Annotated in this window: 18 protein-coding genes and 1 pseudogene; 10 read left to right on the top strand and 9 right to left on the bottom strand. The window is 57.2% G+C overall.

Going from position 1 to position 14830, the window contains the following annotated elements:
- Positions 1 to 9: 9 nt before the first annotated feature.
- Positions 10 to 2490 carry a TonB-dependent receptor gene (locus tag A3709_RS09310; protein WP_066053441.1) on the bottom strand — a complete coding sequence of 827 codons (2481 nt, stop codon included), beginning with the start codon at positions 2488 to 2490 and terminating at the stop codon, positions 10 to 12.
- Positions 2491 to 2682: 192 nt separating this feature from the next.
- Positions 2683 to 2889: a hypothetical protein gene (locus tag A3709_RS09305; RefSeq protein WP_066053438.1), complete on the bottom strand. Its 207-nt coding sequence runs from the start codon at positions 2887 to 2889 to the stop codon at positions 2683 to 2685.
- A gap of 164 nt (positions 2890 to 3053) precedes the next feature.
- Here A3709_RS09305 and A3709_RS09300 point away from each other — a divergent pair, with 164 nt between their 5' ends.
- The 4 genes from A3709_RS09300 (at position 3054) to A3709_RS09285 (ending at position 5547) form a co-directional block, all read left to right on the top strand.
- Positions 3054 to 3941 (top strand): hypothetical protein, encoded by an 888-nt coding sequence (locus A3709_RS09300; RefSeq protein ID WP_066053435.1) that lies wholly within the window; start codon positions 3054 to 3056, stop codon positions 3939 to 3941.
- Positions 3942 to 4018: 77 nt separating this feature from the next.
- On the top strand, positions 4019 to 4393 hold the full coding sequence (locus A3709_RS09295; protein ID WP_197484138.1) for a GFA family protein: 375 nt from the start codon (positions 4019 to 4021) through the stop codon (positions 4391 to 4393).
- A gap of 122 nt (positions 4394 to 4515) precedes the next feature.
- Positions 4516 to 4827, top strand: a complete 312-nt coding sequence (locus A3709_RS09290; protein ID WP_066053431.1) for a hypothetical protein — start codon at positions 4516 to 4518, stop codon at positions 4825 to 4827.
- Positions 4828 to 4905: 78 nt separating this feature from the next.
- The gene (locus A3709_RS09285) at positions 4906 to 5547 is read left to right on the top strand and encodes a glutathione S-transferase family protein (RefSeq protein ID WP_066053428.1); all 642 of its coding nucleotides are present in this window, start codon (positions 4906 to 4908) and stop codon (positions 5545 to 5547) included.
- Here A3709_RS09285 and A3709_RS09280 read toward each other — a convergent pair whose 3' ends face one another.
- Positions 5548 to 6258, bottom strand: coding sequence for a hypothetical protein (locus tag A3709_RS09280; RefSeq protein WP_066053423.1), 711 nt, complete (start codon positions 6256 to 6258; stop codon positions 5548 to 5550).
- 111 nt (positions 6259 to 6369) lie between these two features.
- Between A3709_RS09280 and A3709_RS09275 the strand changes: the two genes are divergently transcribed.
- Together A3709_RS09275 and A3709_RS24515 are read left to right on the top strand one after the other, a co-directional pair.
- Positions 6370 to 6909, top strand: coding sequence for a glutathione peroxidase (locus tag A3709_RS09275; RefSeq protein ID WP_066053420.1), 540 nt, complete (start codon positions 6370 to 6372; stop codon positions 6907 to 6909).
- 88 nt (positions 6910 to 6997) lie between these two features.
- A pseudogene (locus A3709_RS24515) lies at positions 6998 to 7378 on the top strand (IS91 family transposase); the annotation flags it as partial.
- Between the two features lie 551 nt (positions 7379 to 7929).
- On the opposite strand, the gene A3709_RS09265 reads toward A3709_RS24515, so the two are convergent.
- Both A3709_RS09265 and A3709_RS09260 read right to left on the bottom strand, forming a co-directional pair.
- Complete coding sequence (locus tag A3709_RS09265; protein ID WP_066053415.1) at positions 7930 to 8184, bottom strand: hypothetical protein; 255 nt, start codon at positions 8182 to 8184, stop codon at positions 7930 to 7932.
- A 99-nt stretch (positions 8185 to 8283) separates the two neighbouring features.
- A complete protein-coding gene (locus tag A3709_RS09260; protein ID WP_066053412.1) occupies positions 8284 to 8949 on the bottom strand; it encodes a TetR/AcrR family transcriptional regulator in 666 nt (221 codons plus the stop codon).
- A gap of 123 nt (positions 8950 to 9072) precedes the next feature.
- Here A3709_RS09260 and A3709_RS09255 point away from each other — a divergent pair, with 123 nt between their 5' ends.
- Positions 9073 to 9687, top strand: a complete 615-nt coding sequence (locus A3709_RS09255) for a hypothetical protein (protein WP_066053409.1) — start codon at positions 9073 to 9075, stop codon at positions 9685 to 9687.
- A 78-nt stretch (positions 9688 to 9765) separates the two neighbouring features.
- Positions 9766 to 10245 carry an NADAR family protein gene (locus A3709_RS09250; protein WP_066053407.1) on the top strand — a complete coding sequence of 160 codons (480 nt, stop codon included), beginning with the start codon at positions 9766 to 9768 and terminating at the stop codon, positions 10243 to 10245.
- Here A3709_RS09250 and A3709_RS09245 read toward each other — a convergent pair.
- Positions 10235 to 10783, bottom strand: coding sequence for a DUF2058 domain-containing protein (locus A3709_RS09245; RefSeq protein ID WP_066053404.1), 549 nt, complete (start codon positions 10781 to 10783; stop codon positions 10235 to 10237). The two genes, A3709_RS09250 and A3709_RS09245, sit on opposite strands and share 11 nt — an antisense overlap.
- 31 nt (positions 10784 to 10814) lie before the next feature.
- The gene (locus A3709_RS09240; RefSeq protein ID WP_231871157.1) at positions 10815 to 11543 is read right to left on the bottom strand and encodes a DUF1080 domain-containing protein; all 729 of its coding nucleotides are present in this window, start codon (positions 11541 to 11543) and stop codon (positions 10815 to 10817) included.
- A 273-nt stretch (positions 11544 to 11816) separates the two neighbouring features.
- On the opposite strand from A3709_RS09240, the gene A3709_RS22570 reads away from it, so the two are divergent.
- Entirely contained in the window at positions 11817 to 12077 is a 261-nt protein-coding gene (locus A3709_RS22570) for a hypothetical protein (protein WP_066053401.1), read from the top strand.
- Positions 12078 to 12089: 12 nt separating this feature from the next.
- A complete protein-coding gene (locus A3709_RS23645; RefSeq protein WP_066053397.1) occupies positions 12090 to 12365 on the top strand; it encodes a hypothetical protein in 276 nt (91 codons plus the stop codon).
- On the opposite strand, the gene A3709_RS09225 is transcribed toward A3709_RS23645, so the two are convergent.
- Together A3709_RS09225 and A3709_RS09220 are read right to left on the bottom strand one after the other, a co-directional pair.
- Complete coding sequence (locus A3709_RS09225; protein ID WP_066053394.1) at positions 12362 to 12955, bottom strand: hypothetical protein; 594 nt, start codon at positions 12953 to 12955, stop codon at positions 12362 to 12364. The genes A3709_RS23645 and A3709_RS09225 overlap by 4 nt on opposite strands.
- 56 nt (positions 12956 to 13011) lie before the next feature.
- Positions 13012 to 14682: an ATP-binding protein gene (locus tag A3709_RS09220; RefSeq protein WP_066053392.1), complete on the bottom strand. Its 1671-nt coding sequence runs from the start codon at positions 14680 to 14682 to the stop codon at positions 13012 to 13014.
- Between the last annotated feature and the right edge of the window lie 148 nt (positions 14683 to 14830).

Genomic DNA, 14830 nt, shown 5'->3' with positions numbered 1-14830 from the left:
GCCGGATTCCTAGAAACGGTAAGCCAGCGTAACGCCGTAAGTGCGCGGCTCCAGCAGGAACTGGTTTGTCGCCAGGCCTACATTCTGGTCGCCCAGGTACTGACCGGTGACATGGTCGTCATCATTGAGATTGCGACCCCACAGCTCGGCAAACCAGGACCGGTCGGCACTATACAGGGTCAGAGTGGCATTCCATACATCCCACTCTTCCACGGTGTCGTTACCGGTGTTGAAGATACGGGTGTAGAACTCATCCTGCCAGTAGTAATTGGTTGCCGCGACCAGTTCCATGCCATTGCTGAAGTCAAACCCATAGGACACGCCCAGGTTGACGGAGAAATTGGGCGCATTGGGCAGCTCGTTGCCATCAAGGCTCTTCTCCAGGCCCGAACAGGGGAAGATCCCCTCAGGGCACCCGGCACCGATGTAAAGATTGCTATTGGGGCTTGAGATAATATTCTCGGTGGTGCCGAGAGTATTGATGTCCGCGGTATCCAGGCTGGAGCCGCCATCCATCTTGGTCTCCAGCCAGGCGATATCGGCACTGAAGCGCAAACTGTCGGTGGGAACCCAGACAAATTCACCTTCAAAGCCCTGCACCACGGCGTCATAGTTCAGGTTCAGCGATGTCTGGTTGTTAATGGTGGAGATCTGCAGCCCTTCGTAGTCGTAGTAGAAATAAGTTAGATTGGCCTGCAGCGTCTGGTCAAACAGGCGCGACTTCAGGCCGACTTCAAAGGCGTTAATGTATTCAGGATCAAACTCGGCCAGCGAAGGGTCTTCCGCAAGCACCGGCGAGTCCGCGGAGATCGGGTTGAAGCCACCCGACTTATAGCTACGCGACAGTGTGACATAGGACATCATGTCGTCGCTCATATCCCAGGTAACATTGAACCTACCTGTGGGTTCTTCCCAGGAGCCGCCGAAATCCTCATAGCCGCCGCCGGGAACCGTGGGGTCAGTCAGGAAACCCAGATAAATCGTGCGCTGCTGCGAGCTCTTTTCCTCTTCGCTGTAGCGCAAACCGGCGGTCATCAGAATGGAGTCCGTCGCCTGCCAGTACAACTCACCGAATGCCGCCCATGTCTCCAGCTGGTAATCGGTTGTGTCATTGTCAAACAGACGCTGCTCAGGGGGTACCCCGGTGGTCTGGCCGAACAATTCAAGAGCAGCCGAGTACACGTAGTAGTGAACGTCCGATTCATAATCCAGGTAGAATCCGCCCAGCATAAAGTTCCAGTCGCCGTCGTAGTCTGAAGCGAGTCGCAGTTCAGCGCTGTACTGTTCAGGCTCGGTGGTGGAGCGGTCGGTTGAATAGGCGCGGTCCACGGTAATCACACCGTCGGGGCCGCGATTCAGATCAACCGGCACTGGCCAGGGCTCTGACGCCACCGTGAAGTCGTAATCGTTGCGTGCGTTGAAATCCGAGGTGTGGTAACCCAGGACGGTGGTCAGGGTGTAGTCCGAGAAGTCCATGTTGGCTTCGAACGAAACCATCAGATCTTCCACTTCGTACTTCGGCGTAAAGTCCAGGTACTGTTTGCGCGGATCAGCGTCTTTGGGGGAATTGGCAAAGTCATCCGCAGGGAACGGCTGGCCAATAATGCCCGCGGCGATCTGGGTCAGAAAGCCGGTCACCGTGGCGCCACTGTTGGTGGGCTGGTCCGCTAGACCCGTGGGCAAACAACCCAGAATAGCCTCCTGGTCTTTCAGGCATCGCTGGTTGCTGCCGCGCATGCGGCTGGAATCTTCTTCGAAGTAATTAATCACCAACGTGGCATCAGCGTTGTCGCCTGCCCATCTAGTCGATGAGCGCAGCGACCACATATCGCGATCATCCACATCCTCGCCATCAAACTCGTTGTCTACAAAGCCATCGCGCTTGCTGTAGAACATGGCGAAGCGCTGGCCCCAGCTATCGCCCAGGGGAATATTCAGCGCGCCTTTCACTTTGGCGTGGTTGTAGTTGCCCACCTCCAGATTGATGTTACCGCCAAATTCGTCCGTGGGTTTGTTGGTAATCATGTTGACCACGCCCGCAGTGGTGTTGCGGCCGTAGAGCGTACCTTGGGGGCCACGCAGTACTTCCACCCGCTCCGCATCATAAAACTCGGTTTCGAATATTCGCCCGCCGTTCAGGTAGACACCGTTGAAATGAACACCGGTACCACTGTCAGAGGCGGCGCCAATCGCAAGGTTACCAATACCCCGGATGGAAATGGCAGCGGTAGTGAAATTATCTTTACTCATCAGCATGTTAGGCACGCTGAACTGGAGATCCAGCGGCTTGCTGATCAGCGCGCGGTCAAGCTCTTCACCACTAAACGCAGTCACTGCCAGCGGCGTATCCTGCACCGTGGTGGCGCGCTTTTCAGCGGTAACAATAATTTCTTCCAGAGTGCCCACGGACTGGGCGAGAGCTTGAGTGGTTGCGACAGTGCCAAGAAGTGCGGCTACCACCAACTTGCGATCAAACGGCGTACGTTGCATATGGTTTACCCTTGATTATTTAGTTATGGGAAAACTGAACACTTGCACGGTAACAGAAAAATAATTGGCGGGTCTAGCATCAAAAACCAATGACGCGGTATTGTCGCAGACCGTCATGTCCTCCCGGCCGTTGACCGGCCTCTGGACTGACGGAGTAAACATGAGGGTGACAGTGCTATCAGCGCACTTTGATCAAGACTCCCAGGGCCGCAACCAGGAATACAGTACAAATGACAAGGCGAGTGCTGCCCCTAGCACCGCGATAGTCAGCACATCCCGATAGGGCATTTCGGGTGGCCAGGTGCCATTCTGCTCCATCGCGAACAGCGCCCACATCGCGACCACTGTTGGCGCCATGGCAATTACCCGCTTTAGAATTCGCGTCACAAGGCCCGGCATAGCTTCACACTTCTCCGTTTTTGCTCGTCGTGTAAAAGAACCGTAGCACGTTTCCTGTGGCGTCTTTTCGTCCCCTATCGGCACGGAAGCCCAGTACCGAGGGCAATGCCAGAATCGGAGCTCATGGAACTGGGCTACGGCAGCCGCCATTTCTGGAGCACCGCATGATAGGAATACTAGAGAGCAAGTGGATAAACGGCTGGCGCCTGTTTGCATTGATCGCCTTTCCATTGACTGCCGTGGTGATCCTGGAGCTGACCCAGACGGACGTATCCGGCGGCGCTGGTGTCTCAGAGATGATCGGCTTTTCGGTGCGGCTCGCAGTACCCTTTATCTTTCTGGCGATGGCTGCCTCGGCGTTCCAGGTATTATTTCCAGGGCCCTTTGGCCGCTGGTGGTTGCGCAATCGTCGCTATATCGGTCTGTGCTTTGCTGTCGGTATGGCTTGGCAAGGGCTGTTTATCTTCATTCTGTCGACGGTATTTCGCGACTACTATCTCAGCGAAGTCTATTACTTCCGTGATGAACTGGAGGGCACCTTCGGTTACTTGTTCCTCGCAGGCATGATCGCCACTTCGTTTCAGATCACCCGTAAACGACTCAGCCGCGGTCAGTGGAAGTTCATTCATACCGGTGGCACCTACGTGCTCTGGGGTTATGCCTTCAGTGTGTACTGGTGGAACATGTACTACTACCCGGACCCACAAACACTGGATGCTGTTTACTACTGGGCGGGCTTTAGCGCATTCGCTCTGCGCATTGCCGCGTGGGGCAAGATACGCCTCAAGACAAGTGACGCGGCCAGCTCAGCCCTCGCCAGAACCGCGGGCTGGTTGCTCATACTGGGTGGCCTAGTGATGGCAGCTACCGGGCGGGCGTGGCAGGACGCTGTCACCACCGCGTTCACAACACCCGCGTGGTCAGCACAGCTCGAATTGTGGCTGCCGTTCTGGCCCCTGGAACCTTACCTGTCGCTGCTGCTCATGGGCCTTGGCACAGCCATCCTCACTCACAAAGCAGCACAGCCGAGAACTGCAGCGGCAGCAACCTGAACCTGAACCTGAACCTGAACCTGAACCTGAACAGAGAGCCACTAGCCATGATTAAAGGAAGGTGTGAATGCAAACGGGTGCAATACCGAATCGATGGCGATATCCGCGATTTCAGTCACTGCCATTGCAGCCAGTGCCGCCGTCTGCACGGTGCCGCGTTCGCCAGTTTTGCTGGTGTCCGCCGTGCTGACTTCTCTTACGACAGCGGCGAGTCGGACCTGAAATGTTATGCCTCTTCACCCACCCACGGCAGAGTGTTTTGCGGCCATTGTGGCTCAAACATTCTGGTGGAATTACAGGCAGAGCCAGACGAACTGTATCTCGCTATGGGCACAATTGAGGGAGATCCCGCGCTTCCGGAGGGCTACCACATCTTCGTTGATTCGAAGGCGCCCTGGCACTCGATCAACGACTCGCTCTTTCAGTACCCTGCCGAGCCAGACGAAGACTAGGCTCTCTCGGGCGTTGCAGGTGGCGCCTCGCGCAGCCGCGCAGGCTGCCAGTCCGGCGGACCAAAACGATAGCCCAGCGCCTCACCGAGACTTTGCACTCCTCGCATCGAGCGCCACTTCACATGCCAATCGATGGCGTCTACGTGTATCGCGGCGATCGATCACCCCGATTTCAACCACTCAAAGCGCCGGATAAAAGCGAACTCGAGGACCTGGTTCAGCTTATCAGCCAACGGATAAGTCGCTGTCTGGAGCGTCAGGGCTTGCTGGGACAGGACACCGAGAGCGCCTGGCTGGGACTGGAGCCTGCATACGACACGGATGCCATGCCTCATCTACTGGCTAGTTCGATGCTTGCTGCTGGTCCTGTACCGGGTAAGATGATAGGCCCTGGGCTCGTGGCCAGCGCACCGTGGGTGGGGCTTGGCGCCTGAGTGTGGGCTGAACGGACGAACCCTGCGTTCAGGCATCATGTCTGACTGGCTTAAAGCAATCACCATAAGGAGAATAGCATGCTAACCATTCATCACCTGGGGGTATCCCAATCGGACCGTGTGGTCTGGCTCATGGAAGAACTGGGCCTGCACTACGAGCTGAAGTGGTATAACCGTGGCGAGGATTTTCTGGCGCCAGCAGAATTTCGCGCCCTGCATCCCCTGGGAACCGCCCCGATTATTACTGACGGCGACCTGGTGATGGCAGAGTCCACGGCGATTGTTGAGTACATTTCACAGCGTTACGGTGAAGGCAAACTATCGGTTGCTGTAGAAGACCAGGACTATCCCAATTACCTGTACTGGATGAACTTCAACAACAATTTCCAGTCAGTCTTGTTTATGAAGATGGCCTACCAGGCCGGCGGTGGCGACCTGGCGGCCGAAGGGCAGATAGTGGATGTGATGCTGCGTCGCGAACAGGGCCTGTACGACTACCTGGAGCAGCGTCTTGGCGAGTCCGAGTACTTGGGGGCTGCGCGTTTCAGCTGTGCGGATATCATGGCCATGTTCAATCTCACCTCGCTGGAGATGTTGGGGGCCAGGCCAGTCGACGAGTCACTGCCCAATACCAAAGCCTACGTAGAGCGAATCTGCGCGCGGCCGGCCTACAAGAAGGCCATGTCCATCGTTGGTCCCGCCGCAACGCCCCCGGCCTGATCAGCCCGGTAGTTCCACCGGCTGGGTGTCCAGCCAATCTCGTAACTTAAGCGCTTCGTCGCGGTAGGTCTTGCGCTCGGCGCAATCGAGCCCGGTGCGGCGCATAGCATTAATCAACCAGCGATCCAGACGACCCGGCAGCATTCCGGCGCCGGGCGTACAGCAAATGTGGTGCCAGTGCAGCCTGCCGTTTTCAAAGTGCAGTACTTCGCCATTCGGATCTGGCGTGTAGGCCAGCTTTGCAGCCTGTGGCAGTTCAGGGCCCGTCGTAACCGAGCGGGCCACAATGACCCAGGTATCGTCCTGCGGTTGGGCCAGTGACAGAAGTTGCCGGTAGTAGCGCGGCGTCGGCAGCCCTAGATCAAAGCGTCCCCAGGCCAGTTGATGCTGCTCGATACCGGTTGCCGGTGGCGCCGCAAGCGCTTGTACCTTGCCGCCGAGAAACTGGGGATACCAGGCGTGTGCCGGCAGTGACGCCTGGTTGTAGAAAACCCCGGCGAGCCAATCCAGGCGTGTGTGCGGCTGCCCTTCGATGGCTATGTGAGTCTGGTAGCAGTACGTGCCGGCCGAGGCCTGCCAGTGTCGCCGGGTATCGTGGCAATTCACCTCACGGTGGTTCTGGCGATGCTGCGCCGCCAGCGAGCACAGCCGCTTGCAGGCGTCCGGGGCATCATCGATAGCCTGTTCAACGGAAACTTCCCGAGCTTGCATCTTTATCCATGTCTACATGCTGAGTCGGCAAACAGGGTAAACCAAAACTCCGGCCGGGGCGTACTTCTGTATCATACGCTAACGACCTCAAACCCAGCTGATGGAGTGCTTATGAAACCTGTTCTCGCCGCCATGGCTTTCAGTCTGTTGCCTTCCGTGACTTTCGCCACCTGCCCCGACTACCTGGACCAGGAGTTGCGCAAGCTGCATTCCCAGGACACCGTGAACCTCTGTGAGGTGCAGGCAGGTGGCCCCATGTTGGTGATCAATACCGCCAGCCACTGTGGCTATACGAAGCAGTTTAAGGGGCTGGAGGCACTGAACCAGAAATACAGGGACCGCGGCCTTGCGGTGGTGGGTTTTGCCAGCAACGATTTTCGGCAGGAAGCCAAGGATGAAGAAAAGGCGGCGGAAGTCTGCTACGTCAACTACGGCGTCACCTTCACGATGATTGCGCCCAGCCATGTTAAGGGCGATGAGGCCAACCCGGTATTCAAGGCCCTGGCCAGCCAATCGGACGAGCCGAGCTGGAATTTTAACAAGTACCTGGTCGATGCCGATGGCAATGTGGTGCAGAAGTTTGGCAGCAACACCTCACCCGACGGCGACGAACTCCTCAGTGCGATTGAGGCCCTGCTGCCAGCGCAGTAGTTGAGTCGCCAGTCAGGCCGTCAAGTAGAGGATCAGGGCGTAGAGGCTGCGAAGATTGGCGCGATAACGCGGCAGCTCCCGGGCAGGGCGATGGTCAATGCAGACGCTCTACCGAGATGGCGCCACGCAGGTAGCATTCATCAAGCGTTTGGCTGCTCTTGCGCCTAAACCAAGAAGCAATCTCACCCGCTATCACGGGGTCCTCGCACAGAACCACCGATGGCGCGTAGAAGTCACTCCGGCCGGACGTGGCGAGGCACTTAAGACGGGCGCAAATGCGGAAGTAAAGACACCGGTCGAGCATCATGCGGCTATGACCTGAGCCCAGCGATTCAAGCGCGTATGCAATATCGACATCGAAGCCTGCAGTCGCTGCGGTGGATCCGTCAAAGTCATCGTCGAGGCGTCGAACCGTTGTATAGAGGATCAGGACGTCATCGACCGGATCCTGGCTCATCTTGAGAGCAAGGGGCAGAACACCCCCGCTTTGCCACACAAGCGATGACACATGCGACCAGGCGAAGCATGCAAAACTCACCGCTCGCCTGAGGTGGTGGGTCGGGCGGGAGGCCAGCCCGAACCGTTATTGCTGAAAGAGAGGCTCAGAAGCCGCACGCCCGGCAAGTCGGGTCCCGGTCCACATCCGATCAAAAACACGGTTCAGAAAGTGAACAGCCTCTCGAATTCAGCCATTGGATCGCTAACAGAAGATCCTCATTGGTTAACGCAAGGTCGCTTAGGCGACGCGCACCGTCCGGGCTAAGGTTAGGAGCGTCGCTCTGTGTGAAGCAACTCAATGGCTTGGCTGACTCGGTGCTGTGGAAGAGCCAGGCTTTGCAACTGCGCGGAAGCCATCTCCTGACACATCTGACCCGCGCCGTTTAGCCTGGCCACATGCACCGCTGCCCCGGAACTTTTGCTGCTTCAAAACCAAGGCCCGTATTGGCACCGGTAACCACCGCGGTTTACCCGCCAGCGACGGTACCTGCTACGCCGTGAATGCTGAACTGGTGCCCTGACTCACTGGCGAGTTGTCTTCCAGATGGGCAGCCAATGCAAGTAGCCAAAGATCAGTGTCTGCAGAAAGTGCCCACCCATGGACCCGCCCGCTGATTTCAGGACCTTGAGTACTAACAGAAACTCCAGAACATGAATAATCGGTAGGGCAATGAAAATATACATGACGATTTTCGTCGCCTCAGGCGAGGCGAAGCCAATGCCATAAATAGCCAGGCCAGCGTACACCGCCAGCGCAATCCACTTATTGGTACTCATAACAGCGTCCTGTTTGCGAGATGGATACTGCACTATAAGCAAACGGGGCCGGTGATTCACTGTCCCCTGAAGCCAGAATTGTTGGCTGCAAACGCTAGGTTAACCGGTCAGGTGCTCCAAGCGCGCGCAGATCTGCCCGTGCAGCTGCGGTGAAGCGTCTGCGGCAAAGGCCAGCAACATGCCCACCAGCGCCTGGCGGCGATACTGGACCAGGTTAATGTAGCCGTTAACCCAGTCCTGACGGGCCAGACGCTGGGCACCGAACACCTGCTGCGCCAGCCAGTGACTATCGATACGCCCCAGCAAGTGGCCACGATCGCGCGCACGCTCACACAGGCGCTCTGCCACCCGCAATGACTTGTTGAAGATGCCATCGGTCATCTCGTGCTCAAACAAGCCCAACCTTTCGCCACCCAGAAAGGCGGCGCGATAAAACGTTTCGTCCTCGCGATAAAGGGCCAGCAGTTTATCGATAAACGCTTCCAGAGATTCAATCGGATCCACCAGGTCCGGCTGGGCCAGGGCCTCGTCAATCCGATTGACGAGCTCCCGAAACAACTCCAGAACAATGTCATTCTTTTTGCCAAACAGGTTGTGCACAGTGGGGATCGAAACGCCGGAGATACTGGCCAGCTCGTTAATCGTAAACGCATCAAACCCCTTACCTGCGATCAACTCCCGGGCGTTAGCTAGAATGCGCTCGCGTCGAAGCGCCTTATTGGCCTGACGCGTGGCGTGACCGGGGGCGGTTTGGCTGTTTTCCATAGTGCTTCCAATGCTCAGCTTGACATCGCAATTTTAGCACGCGTAAAATTTTATTTTTAATAAAAACTGCACAATCACGGCCAGACCGATCTGCGGCAAACCGTGACATCCCTGGAGATCGCTATGAACATCACCACACGCCTGCTCTCACTGCTACTGTTTCTGCCATTATTCGGGGCCATTCATAGCCACGCCGACGACGCAGCCGCACTGGATGTCAGCGAGGCCAGCTTCGACTGCATTCGCGAGATGACACCGGTGCGGGGCTTTTACGTCGCTAATCTGGGCGGCGACCTCGATGCCACCCTCGCCGCGGCTAATGCCCCTGAAGGCGCCGCATACCCTCCCGGCTCAGTGGTGCAGCTAGTGCCCGGCGAAGCCATGGTCAAGCACAGCCCAGGGACCAGCCCCGCCACCAAGGACTGGGAATTCTTTGAACTGGATACCTCCAGTGAAGGCACATCGATTCGCAAGCGAGGCTACGCCGACGTGGTCAATCGTTTTGGTGGCAACTGCCTGGCCTGCCACGCCCAGGCCAAGCCCGAGTGGGACATGATCTGCGAGCAGGGCCACGGCTGTGATCCCATACCCCTGACCCGTGACATGATTGTACTTCTGCAGAAGACAGACCCTCGCTGTGAAGATAACCCGGCGCTCAGCGAAGCAGAGATCGCCACATTGCAGGCATTGCGCCAGGCGGCAGAAGCCGGCGCGGCAACTGCCGAGACCACGCTCTGATACACTAGGGTGACGTTGGTATGCTGCGCCTCGCGTGGCATACCTTCACAGAAACCCAGCAGAATATTTGAGAGCCCCATGGCCGCGCTTTTTCCACCCGACATCGTCGATGCCACCTATCTGTCGCGCGTCGATGTGACCAACGATTTCGGCACGTTTTCCCACCACAGCTTCACGCTGGAAGAACGCGAGTGGCCTTCGGTAGAGCACTACTACCAGGCCATGAAGTTTGCCGACCCGGACTATCAGGACAAAATTCGCCAGGCTGCCCATCCGAAACGAGCGCGCAAATTAGGCCGTAGCCGCTGGCAGAAAAGACGCAGCGACTGGCGCAACCTCAAAGTGACGTATATGACCCGGGCCGTTTACACCAAGTGTCGCACTTACCCCCATATCGCCGAGGCACTGTTGGCCACCGGGGACAAAACCCTGATCGAAAGCAGCAACTACGACTATTTCTGGGGCTGCGGCCGCGACCGGCGCGGTGAGAATATGTACGGGAAAGTGTTGATGAATGTGCGTGAAAAGCTTAGCGAGGAACAGGCGATTACCACATAAGATCGTCGGGGACTTCGTAGTCCTTGTACCAGTCCTTCTCTTCCTCGGTGAGATCTGCCGCTGCCTCTTCGGTACTGAAAATCACCCGGCCGGCATCGCGTTCGGCGATTTTGTCGGCCACCGGGCGCGGTACGATTTCGTACTGGTCGCCCTGCTTGGCAATGGCGAGCACACCGCCTGACAGCTGCTTCTGCTCCAGGACGGAGACGTAGAGCTTTTTAACCTTCTTACCATCGGTGAAGTTATAGCCGATCTCGCCCTTGCCCTTTTCCAGCTTGCTGGTTTCGATCAGCTGCTTGATCTGGGCGTTGATGGCCTTGCGCTGGGCCTTTTCATTCAGCGCCGCATTGAGCTCCCGATCACGCTGGGCCTTCTCCGCCAGCGCCTGACGCGCGGCCTCTTTGTTTTCGTCGACAATGTCGATACCACTGCTCTTGGCAACCCGGGTCTGCTTGCGCTTTTCCTTGGCCATTTGTTTGGCTTTCTTGGCGTCTGTGAGTCCTGCCTTGAGCAGTTGATCCTGTAGTGAACCGGCCATGCTTTACCCCCTGGTCGCTACCTGACTACGCTCAATCGAGCGCGAGAATCTTGAGATTGCGGAACGCTACCGGATCACTGTGATCCTGCAGGCCGATATGGCCCTCCCGCCCCTCACCAAAACCTTCGAAATCGCTGACAAAGCTCATCAGGCTGCTGCCAAACTTGCTCGCCGCCAACAGCGTATTCCAGGCGCTGTCACCGAGGGTGATGGTGACTGTCTGCACGTCGTTCTGCCAGACCTGAAGGAACCCATCGACGAACAGGATGCGCACCTGGTTCCACTCACCGGCCGGTTTATGCGAGGACGGGTGAGAGGGAATCATGTCGTACAGCGAACCTGAGCGATGGGAATCGATTTTGTTGTCGGAGTGACGCTCGTTGTCGAGAATCTGAATTTCCGGCGCGCGGGAATAAATATTCCGGCCCGCTTCATCCACCAGAATGAAAATGCCGCTATTGCCGCCCTCGGATATCTTCCACTCAAGGCGCAAATCAAAATTGCGGTAGGACTTGCGGGTGATGATGTCGCCGCCGCCCTTCTCGGTCAGCTTCATCACACCATTTTCTGCCACCCACTTAGGGTTGAGGTCATCGCGCTTGAAGTTGCGCCACTGGCTCATATCACTGTCGTTAAACAGCAGCTCCCAACCTTGCTGCTGCTCTTCATCCGTCAGCTGGTTGAGCTCCGCCACAGCAGGCATGGCAGCCGCAGCGGCCAACAGGCAGACGGCGATAGATGATTTCCAGGATACTTTCACGTTGCACTCTCCGATTCAGGGCGCTATTGGATCGCCCCACGGTGCGTATCGTGTAGGATATGCACAGAAAAATAAACAGGAAGTCATTCGTGATCAGAGTACTGCTTGGCCTCGCCCTCTCACTGAGTCTGCTGGCCACACCAGCCCGGGGCGACTACTTCAGCCCCGAGCCACCCTAGGCGCAGGGCACCGCTGTGGTCTACATCTATAGACCAGCCGCCTCCAACCCCGGAAAGAAGCCGCTGCGCACCAAGTCTCCAGAAATTCTGGTCGATGGCGAAGGGGCGGGGTTGCTCCGCTACAATCGCCATATCCATTATTCTCGGCCTGGCCATTACCCGTCTGCTGCATACCATGGGCATGCTGTTTCGCGCGCACAGAGAGGTGACGCTCCATTGGGCCACTGCGGTGTGGGCGGGATGTGTACTAAGCTACGCCCTGCAACTCTGGTGGGTTGGCTGGGGGTTGCGCGGCATTGCAGATTGGAATTTCGCAGGCTTTGCGGTGGCGACCGTAGGCGCAATCTGTGACTAGGGGGCTGCGGACATGTCACTGCCCGTGCCTGAGAGTGAACGAAAGCTGAGCTCTCTAGAGCACAGTCAGGGGCTGGGCAGACTCTCCGCGCTGTCACTGCTGCTTTACTTTGGCATCGGTCCCTGTGTGAACATCACCATGTTTGGCAACGAAGACTTGCCATCATTGGTCGTACCCGTGGCGGGGGTCGCACTCATACTGGCCATTATTGCCAACCCCAAAAAGCTTCGTTGTCACCACCGTGATTTCACCGCGCATACGGCGGCCAGTCTCGCGCTCACGGCCTAGGCCACCTGCCAGGCCACCGCTCCAACTGCAACGCTGCCCACCAGTGACGACACCAACACCACTGGCGACAACCGGCTCAGCTCGGCAAAGGGGTTGCCGCTGCGCAGGGTGCGCATGATCACTGGCCACTCGATAAACGCCCCGAGTGCAAATGATGCGGCAGCGCCTGCGATGTAGGACGCCCTGGCGATATCCAGTGCCGGCGCGGTTGCCACCACCACCATGAGAGCAAGTGCACCACCGACATTGCCTGCAATACTCATGACCAGAAAATGTCGCGTGCTGTTAGCGTCAAAATCCCAGTCAAATAGGAACATACCCAGCTTGTCGCGAACGCTGTAGTGCGATGAAGTTGCACGTGCGCCGACGTAATGACACCACTCATGGGCGAGGTTGACCACCAAGAAGCCCGCGACCAGGCCAGTCACGATGATCACCAGAGGGGCAAGGTCGAAATCCTCGCGCACGACGGCGAGATCAAACAGGAACAGACTCAAAATCAACATAATCAGGTGCATGGCAGCCAGGCGCAATATTGAGCGCAAGGTACCCGCGTTAGCTTCCCTGGAGTGTATTGGCTGATTGCTCATGACGTGACTCCTCTATTCCAAGCTATACGCCGCCAAACCGACCAGCAGATCAGTGGCTAACGCTCCTGCGCGTGCCAGTTGGCGACCATCTGATCGACGTCGATAGGCAGGCCACCATCGCGCCATTTGCCGGCGTAATCCAAGTCGACAGAATTGGGGGGCGGATCCGGCATGCGCACCTTGAGCCGCACCGGCATCGCGGCCGCCTCGCCCAGGATCACCGCCTCACCCTTGGACAATGACGTCAGGGCTGAGAACGTACCGCGAGCCGCATCAGGGACCATGGCGCGCACATACGCCTGGTCATCCGGGTTGGAGATGCGCAGGCACAGGAAGGAACTGCACTGGGCCAGGACCGTCTCGGATACGTCCGCTGGACGCTGACTGACCACACACAGGCCAACCCCATACTTCCGGCCATTCTTGGAAATACGCTCCATAGCCCGGCGCGCCTCGTTAAACTTGGCCATACCTTCGCGGGGAATGTACTCGTGGGCTTCCTCGCAAACGAGGAAAATCGGGAACTCCGTGCAGCGCGGATTCCAGTAGTTGAACTCATAGGCCAGGCGGCCAATCTGAGCACAGACCAGCGGTGCCACATCAAATGGAACGGAGCTGAGATCGAGGATGGTAATCGAAGCACTGGGGCTACCGAGCCCCACCAAATCGCGCATCAGATCCGGCAACTTTTCTGTGGCGTTACGCTTGGACGGCTTCATCATGAAGTCGTAGCGCGTGTCGTTCATCAGACCTTCGAGGCGCACCATCACCTGGTCAAATTTACCGTTGAGCGGCGATTTCTTCTTGCCGAAGTCCGTCGCGGCGCGATTTGCCGACTTAATATTGTCCATTAATTCTTTAATGGAGTAGTACAGTGGCGAGTCTACGGTGATGTGTCCGAGACCCAAGTGAGCGTTACTTTCCTCCTTGAGACGAGTGAGCGTCGAGCGCAAGTAGGACATCTGTACCGAGGCGTGCTCATCCTCGGAGTTGATGACCAGTTCGCAAAATTCCGAGAAAGATAGCAGCCAGTAGGGAAACTCCAATTCATCAGCGCGGAAGCTGCGGGTGAGATCTGCCGGAAACGGCGCCTTGCTGATGATACCGTTCACTTCCTTGTCGCAATATTCACCGTGCATATCCAGCAAGATGATATGGGCCTGGGGCATGCTACGCAGGGCCGACTGGATGACGCTGGTCACTGTCCAGGATTTGCCCGAGCCGGATTGGCCGAGAATGGCCGAGTGACGTCCAAAAAACGCCGAGGCGTCCATGTGCACATCGATGGAATCAAACGAGGTTAATTGACCTATATGAAATTCTGCACCTTCGCTGGTGTTGAAGATGTTTTCCAGGTTTGCTTCCTGAATCGTGTAGAGATCGGCATCGCTGGCCGGATACTGGGAGACACCGCGCTCGAAGCCACCGCTGTGCGGCAACTCACCCAGCGGACTGAGCTGAACCATTTGCACCGGTTGTCCCTGCTTATCGGTTACCCGGTAGCTGCGATCCACCATGACCAGCGTATCGCGCGTGGCACTGCGTATCTTCAGGTAGGATCCTACCTGCCCCACGGTCATGCCTTTCGCTGCCGCGGCTTCCGTGCCCGCCGTATCCAGCCTGGCGCTGAATGATTCGCCGGTCACCTCGACCAGCACTCCCACCCGAATGTCCTCAGATGAAGGACCGTTCGGTTCCCTGGAAACGGATTCGACTGTCTCAAGCATACTGCCCCTGCCTCTCGTCGCACTTTGCTATTGCTGCAAGTGTTGTAATTTTTTACTCCATCGTACAGCAAAAGTTTGTTTTTTAAACGGTTTTCCAGCTTCGCTAAAACCCTTCCGACTCGCACTCATTGCGAACCAGTTCTCACTT

It is taken from the genome of Halioglobus sp. HI00S01 (assembly GCF_001635445.1).
In the GTDB taxonomy this organism is placed as follows: Bacteria; Pseudomonadota; Gammaproteobacteria; order Pseudomonadales; family Halieaceae; genus Halioglobus; species Halioglobus japonicus.
This window is presented reverse-complemented; position numbering and strand designations above follow the sequence as displayed.